Annotated in this window: 25 protein-coding genes; 16 read left to right on the top strand and 9 right to left on the bottom strand. The window is 71.7% G+C overall.

Annotated features, from left to right (window positions below; translation table 11 throughout):
• Position 1: 1 nt before the first annotated feature.
• Positions 2-520 (top strand): hypothetical protein, encoded by a 519-nt coding sequence (locus ACQP00_RS50220; protein ID WP_433211302.1) that lies wholly within the window; start codon positions 2-4, stop codon positions 518-520.
• A gap of 35 nt (positions 521-555) precedes the next feature.
• Entirely contained in the window at positions 556-1,758 is a 1,203-nt protein-coding gene (locus ACQP00_RS50215; protein ID WP_433211299.1) for an esterase-like activity of phytase family protein, read from the top strand.
• Between the two features lie 10 nt (positions 1,759-1,768).
• Here ACQP00_RS50215 and ACQP00_RS50210 read toward each other — a convergent pair whose 3' ends face one another.
• A complete protein-coding gene (locus ACQP00_RS50210; protein ID WP_433211296.1) occupies positions 1,769-2,089 on the bottom strand; it encodes a DUF6401 family natural product biosynthesis protein in 321 nt (106 codons plus the stop codon).
• Positions 2,090-2,215: 126 nt separating this feature from the next.
• Between ACQP00_RS50210 and ACQP00_RS50205 the strand changes: the two genes are divergently transcribed.
• Together ACQP00_RS50205 and ACQP00_RS50200 are read left to right on the top strand one after the other, a co-directional pair.
• On the top strand, positions 2,216-2,683 hold the full coding sequence (locus tag ACQP00_RS50205) for a DUF6328 family protein (protein ID WP_433211293.1): 468 nt from the start codon (positions 2,216-2,218) through the stop codon (positions 2,681-2,683).
• An 80-nt stretch (positions 2,684-2,763) separates the two neighbouring features.
• On the top strand, positions 2,764-5,307 hold the full coding sequence (locus tag ACQP00_RS50200; protein WP_433211290.1) for a glycoside hydrolase family 9 protein: 2,544 nt from the start codon (positions 2,764-2,766) through the stop codon (positions 5,305-5,307).
• A gap of 68 nt (positions 5,308-5,375) precedes the next feature.
• Here the strand turns inward: ACQP00_RS50200 and ACQP00_RS50195 are convergent, their stop codons facing one another.
• The 6 genes from ACQP00_RS50195 to ACQP00_RS50170 are packed head-to-tail and all read right to left on the bottom strand — an operon-like array spanning position 5,376 to position 11,954.
• On the bottom strand, positions 5,376-6,548 hold the full coding sequence (locus ACQP00_RS50195) for a vWA domain-containing protein (RefSeq protein ID WP_433211287.1): 1,173 nt from the start codon (positions 6,546-6,548) through the stop codon (positions 5,376-5,378).
• Positions 6,520-7,380 (bottom strand): AAA family ATPase, encoded by an 861-nt coding sequence (locus ACQP00_RS50190; protein WP_433211284.1) that lies wholly within the window; start codon positions 7,378-7,380, stop codon positions 6,520-6,522. Before ACQP00_RS50190 ends, ACQP00_RS50195 begins: the two co-directional genes overlap by 29 nt.
• Positions 7,377-8,249, bottom strand: a complete 873-nt coding sequence (locus ACQP00_RS50185) for an XdhC family protein (protein WP_433211281.1) — start codon at positions 8,247-8,249, stop codon at positions 7,377-7,379. The genes ACQP00_RS50190 and ACQP00_RS50185 overlap by 4 nt, the downstream gene beginning before the upstream one ends.
• Positions 8,249-10,624, bottom strand: a complete 2,376-nt coding sequence (locus tag ACQP00_RS50180) for an aerobic carbon-monoxide dehydrogenase large subunit (protein WP_433211278.1) — start codon at positions 10,622-10,624, stop codon at positions 8,249-8,251. The genes ACQP00_RS50185 and ACQP00_RS50180 overlap by 1 nt, the downstream gene beginning before the upstream one ends.
• Entirely contained in the window at positions 10,621-11,076 is a 456-nt protein-coding gene (locus ACQP00_RS50175; protein WP_433211275.1) for a (2Fe-2S)-binding protein, read from the bottom strand. Before ACQP00_RS50175 ends, ACQP00_RS50180 begins: the two co-directional genes overlap by 4 nt.
• A gap of 2 nt (positions 11,077-11,078) precedes the next feature.
• Positions 11,079-11,954: an FAD binding domain-containing protein gene (locus ACQP00_RS50170; RefSeq protein ID WP_433211272.1), complete on the bottom strand. Its 876-nt coding sequence runs from the start codon at positions 11,952-11,954 to the stop codon at positions 11,079-11,081.
• 70 nt (positions 11,955-12,024) lie between these two features.
• On the opposite strand from ACQP00_RS50170, the gene ACQP00_RS50165 reads away from it, so the two are divergent.
• The 4 genes from ACQP00_RS50165 (at position 12,025) to ACQP00_RS50150 (ending at position 16,123) form a co-directional block, all read left to right on the top strand.
• Entirely contained in the window at positions 12,025-12,876 is an 852-nt protein-coding gene (locus ACQP00_RS50165; protein ID WP_433211269.1) for a spermidine synthase, read from the top strand.
• A 68-nt stretch (positions 12,877-12,944) separates the two neighbouring features.
• Positions 12,945-14,030, top strand: coding sequence for a branched-chain amino acid aminotransferase (locus ACQP00_RS50160; protein ID WP_433211266.1), 1,086 nt, complete (start codon positions 12,945-12,947; stop codon positions 14,028-14,030).
• 112 nt (positions 14,031-14,142) lie between these two features.
• Positions 14,143-15,588: a DUF1996 domain-containing protein gene (locus ACQP00_RS50155; protein WP_433211263.1), complete on the top strand. Its 1,446-nt coding sequence runs from the start codon at positions 14,143-14,145 to the stop codon at positions 15,586-15,588.
• A gap of 172 nt (positions 15,589-15,760) precedes the next feature.
• Positions 15,761-16,123, top strand: a complete 363-nt coding sequence (locus tag ACQP00_RS50150) for a response regulator (RefSeq protein WP_433211260.1) — start codon at positions 15,761-15,763, stop codon at positions 16,121-16,123.
• On the opposite strand, the gene ACQP00_RS50145 is transcribed toward ACQP00_RS50150, so the two are convergent.
• Positions 16,083-16,775: a response regulator transcription factor gene (locus ACQP00_RS50145; protein WP_433052790.1), complete on the bottom strand. Its 693-nt coding sequence runs from the start codon at positions 16,773-16,775 to the stop codon at positions 16,083-16,085. The two genes, ACQP00_RS50150 and ACQP00_RS50145, sit on opposite strands and share 41 nt — an antisense overlap.
• 54 nt (positions 16,776-16,829) lie before the next feature.
• Between ACQP00_RS50145 and ACQP00_RS50140 the strand changes: the two genes are divergently transcribed.
• Together ACQP00_RS50140 and ACQP00_RS50135 are read left to right on the top strand one after the other, a co-directional pair.
• Entirely contained in the window at positions 16,830-18,704 is a 1,875-nt protein-coding gene (locus tag ACQP00_RS50140) for a GAF domain-containing protein (RefSeq protein ID WP_433211257.1), read from the top strand.
• 148 nt (positions 18,705-18,852) lie between these two features.
• Positions 18,853-19,101, top strand: a complete 249-nt coding sequence (locus ACQP00_RS50135) for a hypothetical protein (protein WP_433052783.1) — start codon at positions 18,853-18,855, stop codon at positions 19,099-19,101.
• 23 nt (positions 19,102-19,124) lie between these two features.
• Here ACQP00_RS50135 and ACQP00_RS50130 read toward each other — a convergent pair whose 3' ends face one another.
• Positions 19,125-20,132, bottom strand: a complete 1,008-nt coding sequence (locus ACQP00_RS50130) for a coiled-coil domain-containing protein (RefSeq protein ID WP_433211254.1) — start codon at positions 20,130-20,132, stop codon at positions 19,125-19,127.
• Positions 20,133-20,333: 201 nt separating this feature from the next.
• Here ACQP00_RS50130 and ACQP00_RS50125 point away from each other — a divergent pair, with 201 nt between their 5' ends.
• The 6 genes from ACQP00_RS50125 to ACQP00_RS50100 all read left to right on the top strand — a co-directional run bounded on the left by ACQP00_RS50125 (position 20,334) and on the right by ACQP00_RS50100 (position 26,389).
• On the top strand, positions 20,334-20,552 hold the full coding sequence (locus tag ACQP00_RS50125) for a hypothetical protein (protein ID WP_433211251.1): 219 nt from the start codon (positions 20,334-20,336) through the stop codon (positions 20,550-20,552).
• Positions 20,549-21,934, top strand: coding sequence for a hypothetical protein (locus ACQP00_RS50120; protein ID WP_433211248.1), 1,386 nt, complete (start codon positions 20,549-20,551; stop codon positions 21,932-21,934). Before ACQP00_RS50125 ends, ACQP00_RS50120 begins: the two co-directional genes overlap by 4 nt.
• A 51-nt stretch (positions 21,935-21,985) precedes the next feature.
• Positions 21,986-22,351, top strand: coding sequence for a response regulator (locus ACQP00_RS50115; protein WP_433211245.1), 366 nt, complete (start codon positions 21,986-21,988; stop codon positions 22,349-22,351).
• Positions 22,348-24,387 carry an ATP-binding protein gene (locus tag ACQP00_RS50110; protein WP_433211242.1) on the top strand — a complete coding sequence of 680 codons (2,040 nt, stop codon included), beginning with the start codon at positions 22,348-22,350 and terminating at the stop codon, positions 24,385-24,387. Before ACQP00_RS50115 ends, ACQP00_RS50110 begins: the two co-directional genes overlap by 4 nt.
• 233 nt (positions 24,388-24,620) lie before the next feature.
• Positions 24,621-25,592, top strand: coding sequence for an ABC transporter permease (locus ACQP00_RS50105; RefSeq protein WP_433211239.1), 972 nt, complete (start codon positions 24,621-24,623; stop codon positions 25,590-25,592).
• Between the two features lie 116 nt (positions 25,593-25,708).
• On the top strand, positions 25,709-26,389 hold the full coding sequence (locus tag ACQP00_RS50100; RefSeq protein ID WP_433211236.1) for a hypothetical protein: 681 nt from the start codon (positions 25,709-25,711) through the stop codon (positions 26,387-26,389).
• The last annotated feature ends 27 nt before the right edge of the window (positions 26,390-26,416 follow it).

Here is a 26,416-nt window from a genome sequence, read left to right as displayed (position 1 = left end):
GGTGACCCTCACCCTTCGCAAAGCGCTGCTGCTGGCGAGCACCGTCCTGGTGCTCGCCGGCTGCGGTGAGGACAAGGTGGCCGCGCCGCCCGAGGCGAAGTCCAACGCCGCCGCCTACGACTCCGTCGACGTGTGCGCGCTCGCCAGCGACGCGCAGTACCAGGCCGCGCTGGGCGAGCAGCCCGCCGGCCAGGAGCGCCGGGACACCGACAGCCTCAAGGCCTGTGCCGTCGACGGCGCGTCCGGGGCGTTCTACATTTTCCTCAGCGTCTCCCGCCCGGCCATGGCCGCCGGCGAGCAGGTCGGCTACGACAAGGCCGCGGTCAAGGACGCCAAAGAGATCGACGCCGGCACCTTCTCGTACTTCGACGAGGGCCAGGCGTACGTCGAGACCTCGGACGGGGCCCTGGTGCTGCGTGCGTCGTTCGTGTACTACCTCGACAGCGGCAAGATCACCGATGGACCGGGCATCGTCAACCGCCTACATACGCTGCTCGGGCAGATGACACAAAAAGTCTAGGAACGGTTCACGGCGGCTGCATAGCGTGCGGGCGCATGAAGAATCTTCGACGTGTTGCCCTGGGCGTGGGCGTCGGCGCGCTGGCCCTGACGCTGGCGGCGCCGAGTGCCGATGCGCACAACGGCCACGAGAACCGGGTGACGCTGACCGGCTGGGCCATGCTGCCCGCGGCGACGTTCGTCTCCGCGAGCGACCCGTCCGGCTCGCAGCTGGGCGGCACCCCGTCCAACGGCATCACCCCGCCCTTCGACGACCAGCCGATCCAGGGCTTCAGCGGCATCGTCAAGAACGGTGACGGCACGTTCGACGTCATCTCCGACAACGGCTACGGCAGCAAGTCCAACAGCGCCGACTTCGTGCTGCGCATCCAGCACCTCGGGCCGGACTACGGCAAGAAGACCGTCGACGTGCTCGGCGGCATCAACCTGACCGACCCGAACAACTTCGTGCCGTTCGCGCTGACCCGCAAGGACCGCGTGCTCACCGGGGCGGACTTCGACATCGAGTCGATCCAGCGGGTCAAGGACGGCTCGTACTGGATCGGCGACGAGTTCGGCCCGTACCTGCTGCACTTCGACCGGGCCGGCCGCCTGCTGCAGGCGCCGATCCCGCTGGCCGGCGTGCGCGCGCCGGAGAACCCGGACCAGTCGGAACCGCGCAACCCGACGATCAACAGCAGCAAGGGCTTCGAGGGCCTTGCGCAGTCGCCCGACGGCCGGACGCTGTACCCGCTGCTCGAGGGCACCGTGGCCGGCGACCCCGCCGGTGCGCTGCGGCTCAACGAGTTCGACCTGCCGAAGCAGCGGTACACCGGCAAGTACTTCACCTACCAGCTCGAGGACCCGGCCAACGCGATCGGCGACGCCATCGCCGTGGACAACGACCGGTTCCTGGTCATCGAGCGCGACAACGGCCAGGGCGCCACGGCCAAGTTCAAGCGCATCTACCTGGCCGACAAGCGCGACCGCAACCGCGACGGCAAGATGGACAAGACCCTCGTCGCGGACCTGATGAACATCGCCGACCCGCGCCACCTGGGCGGCAGCGCCGACGTGTTCACGTTCCCGTTCCAGACCATCGAGGACGTCGTGATCCTCGACGACCGCACGCTGGGCGTGGTGAACGACAACAACTTCCCGTTCTCCAACGGCCGCACCGCGGGTCAGCCGGACAACAACGAGTTCATCACCATCCGCCTGGCCGACAACCTGCACGCGGACAAGCGGTTCCTGAAGTAGCCCCTGAAAGTTACGGAACCAGGCAGCACACCGCGAGCAGGCGCAGCATCGCCCAGGTCGGGCGCGACCAGTCGTCCAGCGGGTCACCGGCATCGCGCGCCGCATCGCGGATCGCGGCCGAGTAACCGGCCAGGGCGACCGGGTCCAGCAGCGCACCGCCGAGGGAGTCACGGATCGCGGCCGCGTGCTGGTCCACCCGGGCCAGCAGGTCCGGCCGGGCGGCGACCGCCGCCCGGCCGGGTCCGCCGATCGTCGCGGCGAGCTCGGCGAGGCCGGCCCGCGCGATCCACGCGCGGCGCCCGGCGGTCAGCTCATCGAAGGGGGCACTCACGTCGCGACGATAAGCCCAGCGTCCAAGCTTGCACAGCCCTGAGTTGGAGATCGTCGGCCCGCACCGGCCCAGGACGAGCCGAACCGCCAGGTTCGTCCGGTTGATCCGGTGGGTAAATGGACCCGCATGGCCGATCGCGAGCCGCCGGACCGGGGCGATGAGACGCGCAACGAGCGGTACGACCGGAATTGGACGGAACTGCTCCAGGAGCTGCGGGTCGCCCAGACCGGCGTGCAGATCCTGTTCGCGTTCCTGCTGACGCTGCCGTTCAACGAGCGATTCGCGACCGTCACCCCGGCCCAGAAGGTCACCTATATCGTGACGATCCTGTGCACGGCCGTGGCCACCCTGTTCCTCATCGCGCCGGTCAGCCACCACCGCATTCTGTTCCGGCGCGGCCGCAAGGGGCAGCTGGTCGCCGTGAGCAGCAATCTGGCCGGCATCGGACTGTGGTTCCTGTGGATGTCCGTCGTCGGTGCGGTTTTCCTGATTTTTCAGGTCGTGGTGGGCCTGCCCTGGGCGATCGCGGCCAGCGTGGCCTTCGTTGCAGCTTTCATCGGCGTCTGGTACGTCATGCCGACGCTCAAGCGTTGAAGCGCTTCACATCTTGACAGCCCCTGTGCGCTAAGACACCGTGGGAACGCTCCCAACACTTTTCCGCCAAAGGGGTGTCTGTGCAGCGCAAATTACCCATCGCCATTGCGGCCGCATTGTTGCTGGTTCCGCTCGGTTCCTCCGCGGCCCACGCGGACCCGGCGGAACAGATCGTCAACGGCACGTTCGACAACGGCACGGACCCGTGGTGGTGGACCGGCAACTCGCCGGCCTCGGTCATTGACGGGCGACTGTGCGCGAGCATTCCCGCGGGCACCACCAACCCGTGGGACGCCATCATCGGGCAGAACGCGATCACCCTGCAGGCCGGCGAGTCGTACAAGCTCGCGTTCTCGGCCAGCGCGTCCGTCCCGGTCACCGTGCGGGCCAACGTGCAGCTGGCCGACCCGCCGTACACCCAGGAAATCTCCGAGGCCCCGCAGCTCACGCCCGAGGCCAAGGACTTCAGCTACACCTTCACCGCGGCCGCCGACACCACCGCCGGGCAGGTCGCGTTCCAGGTCGGCGGCAGCGCGACGGCCTACACGTTCTGCGTCGACAACGTCTCGCTGCAGGGAGGGGCACCGCCGCCCGTGTACGTGCCGGACACCGGCCCGCGGGTGCGGGTCAACCAGGTCGGCTACCAGGCCAATGGCCCGAAGCAGGCGACCGTCGTCACCGAGGCCACCGCCGCCCTGCCCTGGCAGCTCAAGAACGCCGCCGGCGCCGTGGTCGCCAGCGGGACCACCACCCCGCGCGGGGTGGACGCCACGAGCGGGCAGAACGTGCAGACGGCCGACTTCTCGCGGTACAAGACCCAGGGCAAGGGCTTCACGCTGACCGCCGACGGCGAGACCAGCGTGCCGTTCGACATCGGGGCTGCGGCCGCCTACGAGCAGCTGCGCACCGACGCGCTGTCCTGGTTCTACGTCCAGCGCAGCGGGATCGAGATCTCCGACGCGATCGCGCCGGGGTACGCCCGCAAGGCCGGGCACCTCGGGGTCGCGCCCAACCAGGGCGACACCGACGTCCCGTGCCAGGCCGGCGTGTGCGACTACCGCCTCGACGTGCGGGGCGGCTGGTACGACGCCGGCGACCACGGCAAGTACGTGGTCAACGGGGGCATCGCGGCGGCCCAGCTGATGAGCACCTACGAGCGCTCGAAGACGGCCGCGAGCGGCGACCCGCAGCGCCTGGCCGACGGGTCCCTGCGCCTGCCGGAGCACGGCAACCAGGTGCCCGACGTGCTCGACGAGGCCCGCTGGGAGCTCGAGTTCCTGCTGCGCATGCAGGTGCCCGCCGGGCAGCCGCTGGCCGGCATGGCGCACCACAAGATCCACGACCAGAACTGGACCGGCCTGCCGCTCGACCCGGCGGCCGACCCGCAGCCGCGCGAGCTGCACGCGCCGTCGACCGCGGCCACGCTGAACCTGGCGGCCACGGCGGCGCAGGGTGCCCGCCTGTTCCAGCCCTACGACAAGGCGTTCGCGGCGAAGCTGCTCGCGGCGTCGAAGACCGCGTACGCGGCGGCGTTGGCCCACCCGGCGATCTACGCGCTGGTCAGCGACGGCAACGGCGGCGGCGCGTACGACGACGCCGACGTGTCCGACGAGTTCTACTGGGCCGCGGCCGAGCTGTACATCAGCACCGGTGAGAAGACCTACCGCGACGCGGTGACCGCCTCCAAGTGGCACACCGCGGACGTGTTCAAGCCGGAGGGCTTCAGCTGGGGCTTCACCGCCGCGCTGGGCCGGCTCGACCTGGCCACCGTGCCCAACGGCCTGCCGGACCGCGACCGGGTCCGCCAGTCGGTGGTCGACGGGGCCAAGGCCTACCTGGCCACCGTGCGGGCCAACCCGTACGGCATCGCGTACGCGCCCACCTCGGGCAAGTACGAGTGGGGCTCCAACAGCGCCGTGCTCAACAACCTCGTCGTCATCGCGACCGCCTACGACCTGACCGGGTCGGCGGACTTCCGCGACGGCGTCGCCTCGGGCATGGACTACCTGCTGGGCCGCAACGCCCTCAACCAGTCCTACGTGACCGGCTACGGCGAGCGCGCCTCGCAGAACCAGCACACGCGGATCTTCGCGCACCAGCTCAACGCGGCGCTGCCGCACCCGCCGGCGGGCTCCCTCGCGGGCGGGCCGAACTCGAACCTGCAGGACCCGCTCGCGCAGAAGCTCCTGCCCGGCTGCGCGCCGCAGTTCTGCTACGTCGACGACATCAACTCGTACTCCACCAACGAGATCGCCATCAACTGGAACTCGACCCTGTCGTGGGTGGCCGCGTTCATGGCCGACCAGGGCGAGGGCGGCGCGCCGGCGGCGTCGGCGTGCTCGGTGCAGTACTCCACCGTGCTCAACCTCGGCGGCGTGTACATCGCGCAGGCCACGATCAGGAACACCGGCCGCCAGACGCTCAACGACGTCAAGGTGCGCTTCGCCTACACCGGCACGCAGAAGGTCGAGCTGGCGGTGAACGGCACGGCGACCCAGACGGCGGCGAACGTCGAACTGGCGCCCCGCGACAAGAAGCTCAAACCGGGCGAGCAGACCACCGTCCTGCTCGTCGGGACCGTCCCCTGGGGCCCGAACGCCGCCCCCGCCTCGTTCCACTGCTAGCAATGCGGCCCGTCGGTTCGGCGCTGGTTTTGAGGGGGTGTGGGTGGAGCTTGCTCCCCCACTGCTTTTCAGGACATCGCACGGTATCCAACGGTGCCCGAAAGACCGTCCGCTGATCCACCCCCTGCTCGGAGTGCTTCGAGCAGGGGGCCGATCGCTTCCAGGGAGTGCCCGCTGACCACGGCGTCGCAGTGCGGCCAGGCCGCGGCCATGCCGCCGACCAGCGGGCGGTAGCGCGGGCTCTGGGTGCGCGGGTTGACCCACACGATCCGGTGGGCCAGCCGGCGCAGGCGGGCCATCTCGGTGCCGACCTGGGCCGGGTCGCCGGTCTCCCACCCGTCGGAGACGATCAGGACCACCGCGCCACGGGCCAGACCCCGGCGGCCGTACTGGTCGTTGAACCGCCGCAGCGCCGCCCCGATCCGGGTCCCGCCCGACCAGTCCGGCGCTGCCTGCCCGGCCCGTTGCAACGCCGCGGCCGGGGTCGTGCGCCGGGCCATGAGGCGCGTGAGCCGGGTCAGCCGCGTGGCGAACGTGAACACCTCGGCCCGGGAGGCGCCGGCCGCGCAGTACAAGAGCTGGATCATCGCCCTTGCATAAGGCTCCATCGACCCGGAGATGTCGCACAGCACCACCAGCCGCCGGGGCTTCTCGCGCCGGGTCCGCCGGGGCAGGGACAGCGGCTCACCACCCGTGCGGCGGGCCTTGCGCAGGGCCGAGCGCAGGTCGATCTGGCGCCCGTCGGCGGCCGGGCGGAAGCGGCGGCTGCGCCGGGGCGGGGTGGCGAACCGCAGCAGCCTCATCAGCGCCGCGAGGCGGTCGAGCTCGTCCTCGCTGAGCGTGGCGAAGTCCCGCGTGGCCAGCCGCTCGGCCCCGCTTCCGGCGACGCCGACCGGAATGTCCCGAGCCGGAGCATTGCCCGATGCATCCCCCACCGAAGGAACGCCGGACGACGAACGCGAGGCCCCGGAAGCGTTGGTATCGCCCCGAAACTCGGCCACGTCGCTGTAACCCCGGAACACCGCGTCGAACACGGCGTCCAGCAACGCGAAGTCCGAAGGCGACGACACGAGCGTCGCCCGAGCACAGCGATGGAGCTCATCCAGGAACGAAGGATCGAGCACGGTGATCGCCTGAGCGAAGCGTGAAGCGCGATCCGGCCCCACCGACAGCCCCGCCTGGCGCAACGCCGCCGTGAAGGCCGCGACCAGATCAGCCAGTGATGTCGGCGAGAAGGGCACGCGCCGCCTCCTCGTCCTCGCGGTACTTCAGCACCGCCCCGAGCGTCATGCCCGCCGACCCGGAGTCCCACCCCAGCCCGAGCAGCTGCAGCGCATTGGCCCACGAGATCGCCTCGGCCACCCCGGGCGGCTTGACCAGCTCGAGGCCCCGCAGCTTGGACACCGCGCCGGCCACCCGCTCGGCGAGCGGCGCACCGGCCGCGGGCACCCGCCGGCGGATGATGGCGGCCACGCGGGCCTGGTCCGGATAGCCGATCCAGTGGTACAGGCAGCGCCGCAACAACGCGTCGTGCAGGTCCCGGGTCCGGTTGGAGGTGAGCACCACGATCGGCGGGACGACGGCGCGCCGCGTGCCCAGCTCCGGGATGGTGACCGCGCCCTCGGCGAGCAGCTCGAACAGGAACGCCTCGAACTCGTCGTCGGCCCGGTCGATCTCGTCGATGAGCAGCACCGCCGGTCGCGGCCCCGGATGCTCGATCGCGGCCAGCAACGGGCGGCGCAGCAGGTACTCCGGCGCGAACAGGTCCGCCTCGCGCGGGGTCTCGCCGCGCGCCTCGGCCAGCCGGATGCCGAGCAGCTGGCGCGGATAGTTCCACTCGTACAGCGCCTCCGCCGCGCTGAGCCCCTCGTAGCACTGCAGCCGGATCAGCGGCGTGTCCAGAGTGGACGCCAGCGCGCCCGCCGCGGCCGTCTTGCCCACGCCGGGCTCGCCCTCCAGCAGGATCGGCTGGCGCAGCCGGACCGCGAGGAAGAGCGCCGTCCCTAGCCCCTCCTCGGCGAGGTAGCCCTGCCCGTCCAGCCCGGCGACGAGCGCTTCGACGTCCTCGATCACAGGTACCGGGCCGGGTCGTCGGCGAACGCGCTGCGGCAGCCGCTGCCGCAGAAGTAGTACACGGTCACCTCGTGCTGGTAGTGCAGGGCGCCCGGCACGACCGCGACGTCCATGTTGCACACCGGGTCCTTGGCCGTCGTGGCAACGGCGGCCGGCGCCGTCTGCCGGGGTCGGACGAAGATGATCTCGGCGACCACGGACAGCGCGATCTCGTGCGGCGTCCGCGCGCCGATGTCCAGGCCGGCCGGGGCGTGCACCACGGCGTCGGGCCGGTCGAGCTCGGCCAGGACCGCCGCCGCGCGCTTGCGGCTGGCCACGAGCGCGATGTAGGGCGTCCGGGCCTTGACCGCGGCGGCCAGGATCTCCAGCTCGTCCCGTCCGTGCGAGGCGACCACGACGGCGTCGGCGTCCAGCGGGACCGGGCTGTCCAGATCGACCGCCTGGCGCGCGTCCCAGCCCACCGACCGCACGACGTCCACCATCGCGCGGGCGACCGGCGCCTCGCCGAAGACGAAGACCAGCGGCGCCGGGATCATCGCCTCGAGGAAGATTTCGAGGGTACCGCCGGAAAGGCAAGGATTCGCGACCGTCAACAGCCCCTCGGCGTCCGGCCGCGCGTCGGGCTCGGCGTCGTCGGGCGTGATGCGCAGCAGCGTCGACTCGCCCGTCGCCAGCAGCTGCAGCCCCTGCAGACGCACCGTGGACTCGGCGCAGGTGCCGCCGACGAAGCCCTCCATCGTGCCGTCGGGCAGGACCAGCGCGCGGTCGCCGGCCTTGGCGCTGGTGGGGCGCTCCGCCCGCACCACCGTCGCGAGGACGAACGGGGTGCGGGCGTCGCGCAGTTGGTCCGCGCGGTTCAGGAGGTTCATCAGCCGATGGCCATGTCGGTCCGGATCGGGTTGCCCTGCACGGCCCGCCAGACGTTCGACGGCGTGAGGGGCATGTCGGCGTGCCGGACCCCGAACGGCTTGATCGCGTCGAGCACGGCGTTGACGACCGCGGCCGGGGAACCGACCGTGGCCGACTCGCCGACGCCCTTGGCGCCGATCGGGTGGTGCGGCGACGGGGTGACGGTCTCGCCGAGCTCCCACGACGGGCACTCCAGCGCCGTCGGCAGCAGGTAGTCCATCAGCGAGGCGCCGAGGTGGTTGCCGTCCTCGTCGAACGCCATGAGCTGCATGAGGGCCATGCCGATGCCGTCGGCCAGGCCGCCGTGCACCTGCCCCTCGACGATCATCGGGTTGATCCGGACTCCGCAGTCGTCGACGGCGATGAATCGGCGCACCTTGACCTGGCCGGTGGCCGGGTCGACGTCCACGACGCAGACGTACGCGCCGAACGGGTAGGTCAGGTTGGGCGGGTTGTAGACCGTCGTCGCGTCGAGGTGGCCCTCCACGCCCTCGGGCAGCTCGAGGCTGGAGTGCGCCGCCATCGCGATCTCCTGGATCGTCCGGCCCTGGTCCGGGTCGCCCTTCACGAAGAAGCGGCCCTTCTCCCAGTCCAGGTCGTCCGGGGACACCTCCAGCATCGCCGAGGCCACGATCCGGGCCCGGTCGCGCACCTTGCGCGCGACGATCGCCGTGGCCGCGCCGCTGACGGGGGTGGAGCGCGATCCGTAGGTACCGAGGCCGAAGGGGGTCTGATCGGTGTCGCCGTGCACGACCTCGATGTCGTCGGGGGAGATGCCGAGCTCCTCGGCCACGATCTGGGCGAACGTGGTCTCGTGGCCCTGCCCCTGGGTCTGCACCGACAGCCGCAGGACGGCCTTGCCGGTCGGGTGCACCCGCAGCTCGGCGCCGTCGGCCATGCCGAGCCCGAGGATGTCCATGTGCTTGCGCGGACCGGCGCCGACGCCCTCGGTGAAAAAGCTCAGGCCGATTCCCATGTACTGCCCGAGCTCCCGCTTCTCCGCCTGCTCCCGGCGCAGCTGCTCGTACCCGACCATGTCCAGCGCCAGCCGCAGCGCCTTCGGGTAGTCGCCGGAGTCGTACTCCCAGCCGGTGGGCGTGGTGTACGGGAACTGCTCGGGCTTGAGCAGGTTCTTCATCCGCAGCTCGGCCGGGTCCATCTTCAGCTCGTAGGCCAGCACGTCGATCATGCGCTCGACGAGGTACACCGCCTCGGTGATCCGGAACGAGCAGGCGTACGCCACCCCGCCCGGCGCCTTGTTGGTGTAGACGCCCGTGACGTCGCACGAGGCAGCCTCGAGGTCGTAGGAGCCGGTGAAGATGTGGAAGAAGCCGGCTGGGAACTTGGTCGGCTGGGCGGTGCCGTTGAAGGCGCCGTGGTCGGCGAGCACGTTGACCCGCAGGGCCTTGATCTTGCCGTCCCTGGTCGCCGCGATCTCGCCGCGCATGTGGTAGTCGCGGGCGAACGCGGTGGAGGTCAGGTGCTCGTTGCGGTCCTCCATCCACTTGACCGGCTTGCCGGTGACGATCGAGCCGACGATGGCCAGCACGTAGCCGGGGTAGATGCCGACCTTGCCGCCGAAGCCGCCGCCGATGTCGGGCGAGATCACCCGGATCTTGTGCTCGGGCAGGCCGGCGACGAGCGCGTACACGGTCCGGTGGGCGTGCGGCGCCTGCGTGGTCGAGTAGATCGTGAGCTTGCCGCTGACCTTGTCGAAGTCGGCGACCGCGCCGCACGTCTCCAGCGGCGAGGGGTGCACCCGCGGGTAGAGCACGTCCTCGGCCACGACCACCTCGGCCTCGGCGAAGACCGCGTCGGTCTTCTCCTTGTCCCCGGCGCTCCAGTCGAAGATGTGGTTGTCGGTCTTGCCCTCCTTGTCGTCCCGGATGACCGGGGCGCCCGGGGCGAGGGCCTGCTTGGCGTCGGCGACGACCGGCAGCGGGTCGTACTCGACCTCGATGAGCTCCAGGGCGTCGCGCGCGATGTAGTGGCTGTCGGCCACCACGAACGCGACCTCCTGGTTCTGGAAGCGCACCTTGTCGGTGGCGAGCACCGCCTGCGTGTCGTAGGACAGCGTGGGCATCCAGGCCAGCTTCAGCGTCTCCAGCACCGCGCCGGTGATGACCGCCTTGACGCCCGGCAGCGCCTCGGCCGCGCTGGTGTCGATCGAGACGATCCGCGCGTGCGCGTAGGGGCTGCGCAGGAACGCCCCGTGCAGCATGCCGGGCAGCCGCACGTCGTCGACGTAGTTACCCTTGCCCCGCACGAACCGCGCGTCCTCCTTGCGGTGCATGCGGCCGAAGCCCATCGGGGTGGGGTTGTCGGTGACAGTCATGCCTGAGCCGCCCATCGGATCGATCGGACGATGTTCTCGTAGCCCGTGCAGCGGCAGAGCTGGCCGGAGATCGCCTCGCGAATCTCGCCCTCTGACGGGTCGGGGTTGCGGTCCAGCAGCGCGCGGGCGGTGACCAGCATGCCCGGGGTACAGAAGCCGCATTGCAGTCCATGACACTGGACGAAGCCCTGTTGCACCTTGTCCAGCCCGTCCGCGGTCTCCAGGCCCTCGACCGTGCCGACCCGCTTGCCGTCGGCCATGACCGCGAGCACGGTGCACGACTTCACCGGCACGCCGTCGAGCGTCACGGTGCACACGCCGCAGTTGGAGGTGTCGCAGCCCCAGTGCGTGCCAGTGAGGCCCAGCTCGTCGCGCAGGAAGTGCACGAGCAGCAGGCGGGGTTCGACGTCGCGGGTGTGCTGCTCCCCGTTGACCGTCACGGTGATCTGCATGCTCAGGCCTCCTGACCTCTGGCCCGGGCGGCCGCGGCACGCAGCGCGCGCGTGGTGAGCTCGCCGGCGAGGTGCCGCTTGTAGTCGACCGGGCCGCGCTGGTCGGCGACCGGGTTGGTGTGCTCGGCGGCGATGCGCCCCGCCGCGGCGAAGGTCTCCTCGGTGGCCGGCTGGCCGACCAGGTACTCCTGGGCCTCGGCCGCCCGGAAGTGTGCGGCCCCGACCGCGGCCAGGCCGATGCCGGCCCGCTGCACGGTGCCGCCGGAGATCCACAGTGCGGCACCGGCCGCGGCGACCGCCCAGTCGCCGACGCGCCGCTCGACCTTGAAGTACGCGGAGCCGCCGCCCGGCCGGATCGGCACCCGGATCTCGGTGAGCAGCTCGCCCGCCTCGACCACGGTCTCGTACGGCCCGACGTGGAACTCGCTCAGCGGCACGGTGCGCGTGCCGCAGGGGCCTTGGATGACCACCGACGCGTCGACGGCGGCGAAGGCGGCCGAGAGGTCCTCGGCCGGGTCGGCCTGGCACAGCGAGCCGCCGACGGTGCCCCGGTTGCGCACCAGCGGGTCGGCGATCACCTTCTCGGCGTCGGCGAAGATCCGGTAGTGCTCCTCGACCAGCGGCGAGGCGAGCAGCTCGGCGTGCCGGGTAAGGGCGCCGATGCGCAGCTGTGGGCCGTCGACGCGGATGTAGGACAGCTCGGCCACGTCGTTGATGTCGATCAGTGCGGTCGGCCGGGCCAGGCGCAGCTTCATCATCGGGATGAGGCTGTGCCCACCGGCGATCACGCGGGCCTCCTCGCCGTACTCCGCGAGGAGCTGCAGGGTCTGACCGACGCTTGTTGCCTTGGCGTACTCGAAAGCGGCGGGTACTTGCATCGGCACCTCCGGTCTTTTTTGCGAATCCTCGTCCTCCGTGCCGGGAACGACAAGGGGCAAGATTGTCGTCGTGGGTGGGCGGAAACGGGCGACGGGGATCGTCGCGCAGGTCGATGGGGGCGTGGCCGAGTTGTGCCCGGACGACGGGCGGCCGGGCCGGTGGACGCTGCTGCTGGACGGGTATCCACACTCGGCCCTCGACCTGGAGGAGCCGCGCACGCTCGACTTCGAGTACATGCGCCGGGTCGCGTCGGTGATCGATGCGATGGCCCCGGCCGGCGCCCCGCTGTCGGTGCTGCACCTCGGCGGTGGGGCGCTGACCCTGCCGCGGTACGTGGCGGCGACCCGGCCCGGCTCGGCCCAGCGGGTGGTCGAGCGGGACGCGGCGCTCATCGCGTTCGTGCGTGAGCACCTGCCGCTGCCGCGCGGGGCCGACATCCGGGTCCGGGCGGCCGACGCCCGCGAGGCGGTCGAGTCGCTCGCACCGGGCCGCTTCGACCTGGTCGTCGCCGACGTCTACGGCGGCGCCCGGGTGCCGGCCCACCTGGCGTCGCTGGAGTTCCTGACCGCCGCCGCCCGGCTGCTGCGCCCGGGCGGGATCTACGTGGCCAACCTGGCCGACGGGGCCGGGCTCGGCTTCGCCCGCGGCCAGGCGGTGACCCTGCGCCGCCTCTTCGGCGAGGTCGTCCTGCTCGCCGAGCCGTCCGTGCTGCGCGGGCGGCGGTTCGGCAACGTGATCCTGGTGGCCGCGGCCGAGCCGGGGCGCATCCCGCAGGCGCGGCTGGCCCGGGCCGGCGCGGCCGATCCGTTCCCGGCCCGGCTGGTGGCCGAGAACGACCTCACCGACCTGATCGCGGGGGCAAAGGTGGTGACCGATGCGACAGCGGTTCCGTCGCCGGCGCCTCCGGCCAATCTGTTTTGAGTGGTTGTTACCGACCAGTCCCCGGGATTCAGCTTAGGGATCGTTCAGGAAGCGCTTACAGTTCCGGGATGCTCGAATTCGACATCGTCCCGGCCGAGCGCCGCCCGGCGGAAGAGCGCGCCGCCCTGCTCGCCGATCCCGGGTTCGGCCGCGTCTTCACCGACCACATGGTCACCGTCCGCTATGCCGAGGGGGAGGGCTGGCACGACGCCCGGCTGATCCCCTTCGGGCCGCTGTCGCTCTCGCCGGCGACCGCGGCGCTGCACTACAGCCAGGAGCTGTTCGAGGGGCTCAAGGCGTACGCGCTGCCGGACGGCGGGATCGGCCTGTTCCGCCCCGAGGCCAACGCCCGCCGGCTGAACACGACCGCCGAGCGGCTGGCCATGCCGCAGCTGCCCGAGGAGCTCTTCCTGCAGGCGGTGCGCACGCTGGTCGAGGCGGACCGGGAGTGGGTGCCGACCGGCGAGGGGCAGAGCCTCTACATCCGGCCCTTCATGATCGCCACGGACCCGTTCCTGGGCGTGCGGCCGTCCTCGGAGTACCTCTTCGCGGTCATCGCCTCCCCGGCCGGCGGCTACTTCTCCGGCGGGGCCAAGCCGGTCACGGTCTGGATCTCCCAGGACTACTCGCGGGCCGCGCCGGGCGGCACCGGGCACGTCAAGGCGGCGGCGAACTACGCGGTGAGCCTGCGGGCCCAGGCTCAGGCCCAGGACGCCGGCTGCGACCAGACGGTCTTCCTCGACGCGGTCGAGCACCGTTGGATCGAGGAGTCCGGCAGCATGAACCTGTTCTTCGTGCACGGCTCGCCGGAGGCGCCGGTCCTGGTGACGCCGCCGCTGAACGGCTCGATCCTGCCGGGCGTGACCCGCGACTCGGTGCTCGCGCTGGCCCGCCACCGCGGCTGGACGGTCACCGAACGCCCGTACTCGGTCGACGAGTGGCGCTCCGACGCGGCCGACGGCACCCTGCTGGAGACGTTCGCCTGCGGCACCGGCGTGGTGATCACCTCGATCGGCCGGGCCCGCTCGCACGACGGCGAGTTCGCCATCGGCGGCGGCGCCGAAGGCCCGGTCACGGCCGCGATCCGCGACGCGCTGGTGGGCATCCAGCGCGGCCGCGCCGAGGACCCGTTCGGCTGGTCCGTCCGCCTCTGAAGTGGCCGTGAACTCGCTTAGCCGAGGTTTACGTTCCACTTAGAGACCTTGAGAGAGCGCTCTCCGGATCGTACGGTCGGGCCACAGACCAGCGCACCGGAGGACGTCCACGATGCCGCTCGACCCCCGGCTGAACCCGTATCGGGTGCCGCCGAGCCGACCGCCGCAGCGGCGCCGGACCCTGCTGGCGCTGCTCGCCATCCCCGTCCTCGGTGCGCTGGCGACCAGCCTCATCCTCACCACGACGGCCGGCGCCGAGCAGGTCGACACGGCCGGCGTGGTGCAGGCCGAGGCGTGGACCGCGCAGAGCGGGGCGAGGACCGAGAACACGTCCGACGCCGGGGGTGGCAAGAACGCCGGGTGGCTGGCCGACGGCGACTGGATGCGGTACGACAACGTCGACCTCGGCGGCCCGGGCTCGCTGACCGCGAGCGTCCGGGTCGCCGCGGCCAGCCGCGCCGGCGGCACGATCGAGCTGCGGGCCGGGGCGCGGGACGGCGAGCTGCTGGCGAGCTACCCGGTCGGGTACACCGGCGGCTGGCAGAACTGGACCACCAGGACCGCGGTCAGCGCCACCCGGCTGACCGGCCCGCAGACGCTGTTCCTGCTGCTCAAGAGCCCGCAGGCGGGCGACTTCGTGAACGTCAACTGGCTGCAGTTCAAGCGGACCCCGACCGCGGTGCTGCCCGGCTCGCCGACGGCGGCGCCGGTGTCGAACGTCGTCGATCCCGAGCGGCAGAAGGCCGACACCGCCGCGTTCTTCGCCCGCCGGCCCGCGCCGGTGACGAACAATCCGGTGAAGGTGCCCGAGTTCCACGCCACCTGCACGGTGAGCCACCACGGGCCCGACGACCCGATCGTCTTCCCGGGCCTGCCCGGCGCCTCGCACGACCACACGTTCCTGGGCAACCGGTCCACCAACGCCGCCTCGACGGCCGAGTCGCTCTACGCGGCCGGCACGACGTGCACGCCGGCGCAGGACCACAGCGCGTACTGGATTCCGACGCTGTACCAGAACGGCAAGGTCGTGGACCCCAAGGAGGTGACCGTCTACTACGGTTCCCGCCTCAAGGACCCGAGCCGGACCCAGCCGTTCCCGTTCGGGCTGCGGATGATCAGCGGGGACGCCAAGAACCAGAGCGACACCCCGGACAAGCAGGGCAACCACTTCTGGTGCGCGGGCGTCGGCGGCGAGACCGGCCGGACGGCGGGCGGTGAGTATCCGGTCTGCGCCAGGACGGCCGAACTCGTCCGCCAGATCACCTTCCCGGACTGCTGGGACGGCGTGCACCTGGACACCCCCGACCACAAGGCGCACATGGCCGACGGGGACCACACCGGGGCGTGCCCGGCCAGTCACCCGGTGCCCATTCCGTCGGTGTCGTTCGTCATCGCGTATCCGCTCAACACCGACACGAACGGAATAACCCTCGCGTCCGGCAACGGATTCTCCATGCATGCGGACTTCTTCAATGCGTGGGAGCCGGATGCGCTGGCCCAGCGGGTGCGGGACTGCCTCGACCAGGGCTACAAATGCAACGCGCAGGGCACGTTCTGACCCTTTATTAGAACGATTCCAGACCAGAGGCCACCCCGCCGCCACGGGGTGGCCTCTTTTGCCACCCAGCCCGGCTCGGAAACGCTTCGCGGAGTCCGAGCCGGGCCGGGGCCCGGCGCTTTTCCGGTTAGCAGCAAAGCCGTACCACCCCGATCCGTGGCACGGTTCAGGAATGACGATCCGCTGTGTCATCGTCGACGACTCGGAGCGGTTCCGGGCCAGCGCCCGAAAACTCCTTTCGACCCAGGGCATCGCGGTGGTCGCGACGGCCTCGGACAGTCGGCAGGCCCTGCGCGCGATCGAAGAGCAAGAGCCGGATGTCGTACTGGTCGACGTCGGCCTCGGCGCGGAGAGCGGGTTCGACCTGGCGGTCCGCATCCGCCACGGCGCCGTGATCATGGTTTCCAGCCTCGCCCCGGACGACCTGGCCGAACTGCTCGCGGGCAGTCCGGCGATCGGCTACCTGCCCAAGGACCAGCTCTCCGGCGACGCGATCACGGACCTGTTGCAGAGGATGCCGCTTCGAGAAAGGTGAGCACCGCGAGGACCCGCCGGTGCGTCTCGTCGGTCTCGGGCAGGTCCAGCTTGGTCAGGATCGACCGGACGTGCTTCTCGATCGTGCCCTCGGTGACCCACAGCGCCTTGGCCACGCCGGCGTTGGAGCGGCCCTCCGCCATCAGCGCGAGCACCTCGCGCTCGCGGGGGCTGAGCACGTCGAGGGGATCCCGGCGGCGGTGGGCGGCCACCAACTCCTGCACCACGGCCGGGTCGACGACGGTGCCGCCGTCGTGCACCCGGTGCAGCGTCTCCACGAAGTCGTCGACGTCGGTGACCCGGCTCTTGAGCAGGTAGCCGATCCGCTCGCCGCTGGCCAGCAGCTCGATCGCGTGCTCGACCTCGACGAACGCGGACAGGACCAGGATCGCCACCGACGGGAAGCGCACCCGGATCTCGCGGGCCGCCGCCAGCCCTTCGGTCGTGTGGGTCGGCGGCATGCGGATGTCGACCACCGCGATGTCCGGCCCGCTCTTCTCCACCAGCTCGAGCAGGTGGGGCCCGTCGTCGGCGAGCCCGGTCACGTCGAATCCGTGCCGGTCGAGCAGGCTCGCCAGCCCCTCGCGCAGCAGTACGTCGTCGTCCGCGATCACCACTGACCGGCGCAGTGCCGCGCTCGCCTCGAATGCCATCAAATCCAACATATCCCCGCGATCCGGGGTAGTCACCACCCCATGCACGGGGGGTTGACCGTCCGTCTCGCGGTGATCAGCGCACTGTTCACCATCATGATCAGTGCGGCGTTCGCGGTGATCCTCGTGTCGGTCTACCAGTTGCGCGCCTCGGTCATGGTGGTCACCCAGGCCGAGCGGGCCGTCTCGGCCAGCAACACCCTCGAGCGGCTGGTGCTCGACGTCGAGGCGGGCCGCCGCGGGTACGCCCTCACCCACGACCGCGAGCTGCTGGAACCCTGGATCCGGGCCCAGCAGCAGATCCCCCAGCGCCAGCAGGAGCTCGCCTCGTCGGTGACCGGCAGCGCGACCCAGTCGGCCCGGGTGGCCAAGCTGAACTCGGACGTCACGGCCTACCTCGACCGCTACGCCGACCCGCGGATCCTCAACGACGAGAAGGGCGACCCGGTCAACATCGACAAGGACTCCATCACGGACGGCCAGAAACAGATCGCCTCGCTGCGCACCGAGTTCAACGAGTTCATCGACAGCCAGAAGCTGACCGTGGACCGCATGCACGAGGAGGCGCGCCAGGCCGGCAAGCGGGCCTGGGTGGCCGGCCTCGCCGGGTTCGTGGTCGCCCTGCTCGCGGTGGCCGTGCTCACCCGGTCCCTGGCGGTCATGGTGGTGCGCCCGCTGCACCGGATGGTGATGGCGGCCGACCGGGCGGCCGGCGGTGATCTGAGCGTGCGGGTGGCCACGGACGGCCCCGAGGAGGTCGGCGCCTTGCAGCGCACCTTCAACTCGATGGTCGCCGCGCTCGACAAGGGCCGCACGATGCTCGCCGCGGTGGCGGCCGAGCAGGCGGCGCTGCGCCGGGTGGCGACCGTGGCGGCCCGCGGCAGGCCCGCGGAGGAGGTCTTCGCCGCGGTGACCGAGGAGGCCGGCAAGCTGTTCGGGGCCGACGCGGCCGTGCTGCTGCGCTTCGAGCCCGACGGCAACGGCACCGTGGTGGCCAGCTGGAGCCAGGATCCCGCGCACCGCGTCGGCCTGGGCAAGGTCAAGGTCAACGACGGCGGGGTGGCCGGGCAGGTGCTGCGCTCCGGCCGGCCGATCCGCCTGGCCGGGCTGCGCAGCGCCGACTTCCTGCAGCAGGAGTTCGGCGACGTGACCATCCGCTCGGCCATCGGCGCCCCGGTGCTGGTGGCCGGGCGCACGTGGGGCGCGCTCAAGGCGCTGTCCACCTGCGCCTCGCCGCTGCAGCAGCACGACGCCGAGCGGGCCGCCGAGTTCACCGAGCTGGTGGCCAGCGCGATCGCCAACTCGCAGGCCCGGGCCGACCTCACCGCGTCGCGGGCCCGGGTGGTGGCGGCCACGGACGAGAGCCGGCGGCGGATCGAGCGGGACCTGCACGACGGCACCCAGCAGCGGCTCATCGCCCTGCTGCTCGCCCTGCGAGCCACCGAGACCCAGACGTCCGGCGGCGTGCAGGACCGGCTGCACGGCATCGGCAGCGACCTGTCGGAGGCGATCGACGAGCTGCGCGAGCTGGCCCGCGGCATCCACCCCTCGATCCTGTCCGAGGGCGGCCTGAAGCCGGCCATCCGCTCCCTGGCCCGCCGCTCCCCGGTCCCGGTGGAGGTGCGTCTCGACCTGCCCGAACGGCTCGAGGCCAAGGTCGAGATCGGGGTGTACTACGTGGTGGCCGAGGCCCTCACCAACGCCGTCCGGCACGCGCACGCGACGCTGATCTCGGTGAACGGCACGGTGGCCACCGGCCGCCTGGAGATGGCCATCGAGGACGACGGCGTCGGCGGCGCGGACCCCGGCACCGGGACGGGCCTGACCGGCCTGGCCGACCGGGTGGCCGCGCTCGGCGGGAGCCTGCAGATCGCGAGCCGCCCCGGCAATGGCACGCGGCTGGGCATCTCCATCCCCTTGGGAGGGTGAGCGGTGTTGAGGCGGGCATGGAGGCCAGCAGGTATCGCCGGGTCGGAAAACCCGCAGGCGCTAAACCCCGCTGGCCGCGAGGCAACGGACAGTCGTCCGGAGGCACGGTGGATAAGTCATCCACACCCCCTTGAACAGGTGATCCACCATGACGAACCGCCCGGTCGACCCGGTGCTGTGCATGGCACTGTTCGTGTCCGACACCCCGTGCTTCTCCGACCCCGACGCCGCTACGGTCCGCGCCACGGTGGACAACACCTTGGACCGCCTCGGCCCCGAGGAGTGCTACGCCCGTGCCGCCGAGGTCTTCGGCGACCGCCCGGACGTCGCCCTCAACCGCATCCAGTGGGCCCGCTCGGTCTGCGAGCGCGCCCTGACCACCGCCGGCGCCCGCTGATTCCGGATTTTTCGCTCATCGCGTCAAATCAATGACAGATGGACGTGGTTCGTATGGTCACTCGACGGATCGCCGTTGCCGCCGCTGTAGGCATGCCACCCGGCGGCCGGCGTCCACACCTGCCGGAACCAGATGACGTACAGCACCCCGAGCGAGGACGCGTTCTTCACGAAGAAGGCGGCCAGGTTGGTGCCGTACGTCTTGTCCGCCCCGCTCGCCACGCCCCCGAAGCCGTCCGACGCGGCGGCGAAGTCGCAGGCCCGGCCCTTCGGATGTTCGTAGGGCCCGGATGGGCGGAAGCACGAGTAGAAGTGCGTGAAGCCGGCCTTCCGCGCCTCCTGCGCCGCGTGGTACGTCCGCGGTGTGATGCACCCGGTGGTCGTCGGGTCGTCGAGAATGCAGTTCTCGGCCGGCCATGAGCCGTCGGCGTTGCGCGGGGCCGGGGTCGCCAGCGGCGAGTTCACGTTGACGTAGCCGTCGGCCCGCCCCTTCATCTTGGCCAGCGCGGATTCCGCGTCGGCCTTTTTCTTGGCCTGGATCGCGCTCTGTGCCTGTTGCTTGGCCACCTCGTCGTCGGCCGCCTTCTTGGCGTCCGCGAGGTCCTTCTCCAGCTTCGTCAACCGCCCGATCTGCCGGTCGTTGTACTGCGCGATCGTGTTCACCAGCAGGATGCGGTCCATGAACTGCTCGGGCGAGTCGGTGTTCACCAGCGCCGAGGTGAGCCGGACGTTGCCGCCGGTGCGGTACGCCGCCGCCGCGATCACGTTCACGCTCGCGCGGACCGGCTCCAGCTCCTTCTGCATCGCCTCGACCTGCGCGGCCAGCTCGGCCTGGCGCTTCTTCGACTGGTCGAGCACGGCCTGAGCCTGCAGCCACTCCGTGTTGGCCGCGTCGAGTTTCTCGCCGAGCGTGAGGTCGGTGCCCTCGTTGGGTGCGCCGGTCGGATCACCGGGCGCGGCACCGGCCGGAGCGGCGAAGGCGCCGATCAGCACGAGTGCCGCAACCATGAGGATGAGTACTCGGCGCCGCATGCCGGTGAGATTACCGAACCCGCGAGGCGCGGCCCAGCCGCAAGAACGCGCCCGGATGACTACCGAAAGTAAGCCTGAACCTTCGCCCCGCGACGGTCGTATGCGCCTTTTCGATTCGAACACTTGTCGGGCGTGTCGGATTCGGTCATCGACGGTTGCTTTGCTAGCGTGCCCGCTAGCAAACGGCTAGCGGGAGTGGTGTTGGAAGCGACGGAGAAGACGGTGGCGATGCCGCCGCAACGGCCGCGGTTCGATCGCGTGCAGCTCAACACCCGGGTGCGGGTGGAGATCGAGCAGACCCTGCAGCGGTTCGTGGTCGACCACAACACCACGGTGCAGAGCTCCGTGGACCTCGCCCTGGCCGAATTTCTAGCCGCGCGGGGATACCCGTTGCCGGAAGACGACGGGAGAAGCCGGTGAGCACGCCGGGCATCAACGAGCTCGACGCCGATCTGCAGAAGACCGTCAAGCAGACCTCGTACATGCGGCAGCTGTTCTACTTCGTGGTGCTGCTGGTCGCCCTGGCCGGGCAGGTCTCCGGCGCGGTCGAGGCCCTCGGGATCCCGCTGATCTGGGCCATCCCGGCCGTCGGGGCCCTGGAGCTGGGCGGCATCGTGGTCCTGGCCAACGCCGACGTGCGCCGCCGGCTGGGCGAGAAGGCGACCGCCTCGCGCATCCTGTCGGCGGCCATCGCCGCGTTCGCGGTCGCGTTCAACTGGATGGCGCACGACAACAAGCTCCTGGCCGGGTTCTTCGCCGGCATGTCCGCGCTCGGGTACCTCGTGTGGCTGATGCACACCGAGAACCAGCGCCGCGACCGGCTGCGGGCCAAGGGTGACCTGCCGCCCACCACGCCGGCGTACGAGGTGGTCGGGCACTGGGTCCGCCACCCGTGGATCACGCTGCGGGCCAAGAACCTGGCCAAGGCCGATGTCAGCCTCGGGCTCTACAGCTCGATCGCCGCGGCCCGGGCCGAGAAGCGCAAGGAGCAGCGCACGGCAGCCATCGCCAAGGTGCTGCACCGCAAGATCCGCTCGGCCGTCGACCCGAAGACGGCCGACATCGCGGTGGCCGTCTACGACCTGGACGAGATCGCCGTCCGGCTCGCCGACGGGGCCGACTACGACGGGCTGACCGCGCTCATCGCCGCCGACCTGGCCCCGGCCCGGCTGGCCGCGATCTCGGCGACCCCACCGGTGACCCCGCCGGCCCCGGTGGCCGCGCCGCCTTCACCCGCCTCACCCGCGCTGCCCGTCCTGGACGCCGAAGAGGAACAGCCCGCGCTCCCTACCGTGCGGCGGGAGGCCGAGGACGCGGAGCGGCGCGCCGCCCGTGAGGCCGTGGCCCGCGCGACCGCCGCGTCCGAGCGGGAGCCCGAGCTGGAGCCGCAGCCGGTGATCATGCCGCCGTCGCCGCTGGGCGGGCTGCGCGGCGAGCTGGAGGGCATCCTACCGGCCACCCCGACGCCGCCGCGGCCGCGCCGGGCCCGGACCGCGCCGGTGACGCACGAGATCGGTGAGGTGCTCGAGATCGCCGAGGAGCCGACCCTGACCCCGCCGACGATCATCCGGGAGGGGTCCCTGCGCAATCAGGTGTACCAGGTGCTGGAGGACAACGTGCCGGCGAACGACCGGCGCGACGTGGTCGCCCTGACCACCATGGTCGGCGACCTGCTCGACCTCGACGACGTGGAGCGGCTGACCGCTTCCAACTACGTGCGGAACTGGAAGAGCGAGGTCGACGCCGGCCGCCGCTCCGCCGTCAACGGCCGCCACCTGCAGGGAATTCTGCCGACGAAGTAAGGCCCGTCGTTCCGCTGCCGATCAGGGTGGCGGAGAGGCGGGTGGTTCCGAATGGCCCGGTTGCTCGTGGTGGACGACGAGCCCGACGTCCGCGACCTGATCGTCAAGCGGCTCACCGCCGACGGTCACGACGTGCTCGCCGCCCAGGACGGGGCCGCCGCGCTCGAGGCGGTGGCCCGCCACGGCCTGCCGGAGGCGGCGATCCTCGACGTCGACCTGCCCGGCATGGACGGCATCGAGCTGCTGCAGCGGCTGCGGCGGGAGCGGGCCGACCTGCCGGCCATGTTCCTCACGGTGCTGTGGGACAGTGCGGTGGCGGCGCGGGCGCAGGAGACCGGCGCGCAGTACGTCCGCAAGCCGTTCACCGCCGAGGCGCTGCGGGCCGGCCTGGAGCGGGCCCTGCTGGGCGCCGGATGACCGCGTCGCTGCTGCGGACCGCGGTGTGGGCCGTCGTGTACGTCCTGGCGACGTACGCCGGCCGCAAGACCATCATGGACGACTCCAGCCTCAGCCTGGTCTGGCCGGCCGCGGGCGTCTCCGTGGTCTGGTTCGCCACCCAGCGCAAGGCCAGGGCCCGCTGGCTCGACCCGATCGTGCTGGCCGCGATCACGGTCGCCGTCAACCTCGCCACCGGCGCGTCGACGCTGCTCGCGCTGTGGTTCGTGGTGGCCAACCTGGCTCAGGTGGCGGTGTTCATGCGGGTCCTGCACCGGCTGAGCCCGCACCTGTGGGGCGCCGGCGGGGACGAGCCGCTGGCCCGCTCGGCCGACCTCTGGCGGGTGGTCGTGGCCACCTTCGCCGGCGCCGGCGCGGGCGCGCTGGTCGGGCCGACCGCGGTGTGGCTGACCACCGACTCGTTCGTGTGGACCGACGGGCTGGTGTGGTTCCTGCGCAACGGGGTGAGCATCCTGCTCATCGGGGCGGTCGGCCTGCGGCTGGGCTACCACCACAGCACCGGCTGGCCGCTGCGGCGGGCGAGTGCGGGGCGGCTGTTCGAGTACGTGGCGCTGGTCGCCTGCTCGCTGACCGCCTACGGCCTCGGCTTCGGCGTGGCCCACCTGCCGCTGGCCTTCCCGCTGGTCGCGGTGACGGTCTGGGCGGCCCTGCGGCTGCACACCACCTTCGTCGTCCTGCACGACCTCGGCCTGGGCACCATCGCCGTGCTCTTCACGCTGCACGGCAACGGTCCGTTCGCGGCCGTCCCCTCGCAGCCCGCCCGCGCGCTCGTGGCGCAGGCGTTCGTCGGCATGATCGCGATCGTCGGGCTGGCCATCGCCCTGGGCCGCGACGAGCGCGCCGAGCTCATGCAGCGGTTGACGGCGACGAGCCGGGAGGCGGCGGCCCATTCGCGCCTGCTGACCACCATCGTCAACTCGATGAGCGAGGGCGTTTCGGTGGTACGCCCCGATCACACCTGGATCATGCGCAATCCCGCCGCCCGGGCGCTGCTGGGCGGCGTGACGAGCCCCGACGGCACGGTCGCGCACCCGGCCCACTACGGCCTCTTCCACCCCGACGGCACCCCGCTGCCGGGCGAGGAGATGGCCCACGTCCAGGCCCTGGGCGGCCACGACGTGCGGGGGCAGGAGGTGCTGATCCGCAACGCCGGAGTACCCGAGGGAAGGATCCTGGACGTCAGCGCCACCCGGCTCCCGGCCGACGGCACGGACGAGGGCGGGGCCGTGGTCGTCTTCCACGACGTGACCGCCGAGCGCCGGCACCGCGACGAGCTCTCGTCCTTCGCCGGCGTGGTCGCGCACGACCTGCTCAACCCGCTCACCACGATCGACGGCTGGGCCGAGAACCTGGCCGACACCCTCGCCGCGATGCCGCCCGACGACCCGGCCGTGCGCGACGCGGGGGACAGCCTGGCCCGCATCACCCGCGCCTCGGCCCGCATGCGGCACCTGATCAACGACCTGCTGGCGTACACGACGGCCCGCAATGCCGCCATCGCGCCGGTCGACGTGCCGCTGCGCGACCTGATCGTCGAGGTGACCAACGCGCGCACGGACCTGGCCGCGGCCGCGGGCACCCCGGCGCCGGAGTTCACCCTGGGCCGGCTCGACGACGTCCAGGCCGACCCGGTCCTGCTGCGCCAGCTTCTGGACAACCTCGTCGGCAACGCGGTGAAGTACACGGCCCCCGGCACCGTCCCGCGGATCGAGATCGCCTCCGTCGTCGACGGTGACGGGCTGGTCCGCATCTCGCTGGCGGACAACGGCATCGGCATCCCGGCCGGGCACCACGACGCCATCTTCACCAACTTCCACCGGGCCCACCGCTCCAGCGGCTACGCCGGGACGGGCCTGGGCCTGGCGATCTGCAAGCGGATCGTGGAGCGGCACGGCGGGACGATCGCCGCCACCGACAACCCGGGCGGCGGCTCGCGCTTCACGTTCACGCTCCCGCCGGCCACGCCCGTGCGCACCGTGAGCGTCGCCGCGAACTGACGCGAACACCGTTCGCGCGCGCCGTGCGGACAGTGCGGCGTCGCGAGGCGAACGCCGTTCGCGCTTCGCCGTGCGGACCGTGAGCGGCGTCGCGATCTGAGGCGAACACCGTTCGCGCTTCGCCGTGCGGACCGTGAGCGGCGTCGCAAAGTAAAGCGAACGCTCATTCTTGACGGCGGCGGTGTGTCGGTCCACGCTAAAAAGAACGAACGAACGTTCTTTTAGGAGTTGTCATGCGCAAGGTCGCGGGAGTCGTCCTGCTCCTCACCGCACTGCTCAGCCTCATCATGGTGGCGTTCGCCTGGCCCGCGACCCGGTCCGGCGTGCACGACATCCCGCTCGCCGTGGCCGGGCCGGCGCCCGCCACCGCGCAGGTGGTCCAGCAGCTCGAAGCCAAGCGACCCGGAGCGTTCGACGTGCGGACGGTGGCCGACACCGCCGCCGCCGAGCGGCTCATCAAGGACCGCGAGGTGTACGGCGCGATCGACCTCACCACCGGCAAGCCCCAGCTGATCATCGCCTCCGCGGCCAGCCCGGCCGTCGCCCAGGCGCTGCAGCAGGTCGCGGCCGGCCTGAACCAGTCCCCGACCGAGGTGACCGTGCGCGACCTGGTGCCGTTGCCGCCCGACGACCAGCGCGGGGCCGGCCTCGCCGCCGGTGCGCTGCCCCTGGTCCTCGGCGGGATCGTGGCCGCCGGCCTGCTCACCGCGCTCATCGCCGGCACCGGCCGCCGGGTCGCGGGCGCGCTCGCCTTCGCGGTGACGGGCGGGTTGGCGCTGGTGGCCATTCTGCAGTACTGGCTGGGCTCCCTGGAGGGCGACTACTGGGCCAACAGCGGCGTCGTCGCGCTGTCCATCGCCGCCACCGCCCTGGCCATCCTCGGCCTGGAGTCCCTGCTCGGCCCGCGCGGCCTGGCGATCGGCGCGGCGGTCATGATGCTGCTCGGCAACCCGCTCTCGGGCCTGGCCAGCGCGCCGGAGATGCTGCCGTCGGGGTGGGGCGCGTTCGGCCAGTACCTCCCGCCCGGCGCCGCCGGCTCGCTCCTGCGCAGCACCGCCTTCTTCGACGGCGCCGGCGCCTGGCCGCACGTCCTCGTGCTGACGGCCTGGGCGGTCTTCGGCCTGCTCCTGGCCGGCCTCGCCGCGGTGCGCAAGAGCCGCCGCCCGGCCGAGCCGGCCGCGGAGCCCGAGCTCGTCGCCGCCTGAGCCGAAGGCTCACAGGTGGTTGCCAAGGTCCGGTCGGCCCGGTGCCAGGGTGCGCCGCGATCGTTGCTGGTGAGCGGCTCCCCGAAGCGGGCCGCCGGACCCAGGGGAGCCACACCATGACCACGCCGACCACCGACCAGCAGCAGCCTGTAAACGCCGCCCCGGTCTGGGCCGTACCCCAGCTGCCCCAGCCGCCCGTCGGACTCCCGCCCGCCACCACCCCGGCGCCCGCCGCGAAGTCGAGCCGGGTCAAGACGATCATCGTGGGCGTGGTGGCGGCGCTGGTGATCGGTGGCGGCGGGTACGCCGTGATCAGGGCGGCCGACGGCTCCTCGTCCACCACGACCCAGCAGGCCGGCCCCGGCGGCGGCAACGGGCAGGGCGGCCCGGGCGGCGGCATGGGCGGCGGTGGCGCGGCCGGCGGCGGCATGGGCGGCGGCGGCTCGACCGGGCTATCCGGCGCGCTCTACGGGGACTTCACGGCGTCCGACGGCAACGGCGGGTACACGACGAAACGCCTCCAGACCGGGACCGTCACCGCGATCAGCACCACCTCGATCACGGCCAAGAGCGCCGACGGGCACACGACGACCTTCGTGATCGGCTCGGCCACGTCCGTCGACAACGGGCAGGACCAGGTCGCGGACATCCAGGCCGGCGACACCGTGACCGTGGTCGGCACTGTGGACGGCTCGACCGCCACGGCCACCACGATCACCGACACGACCCTGAACCAGGCCAACGGCAACACCGGCCCGCAGGGCGGCGGGAACATGCCGGGCGCGACGACCAATTAAGAACGTGATGTAAGCCGCAAGGGCTTG

The organism is Dactylosporangium sp. CS-047395 (genome assembly GCF_050942185.1).
Taxonomy (GTDB): Bacteria; Actinomycetota; Actinomycetes; order Mycobacteriales; family Micromonosporaceae; genus Dactylosporangium.
This window is presented reverse-complemented; position numbering and strand designations above follow the sequence as displayed.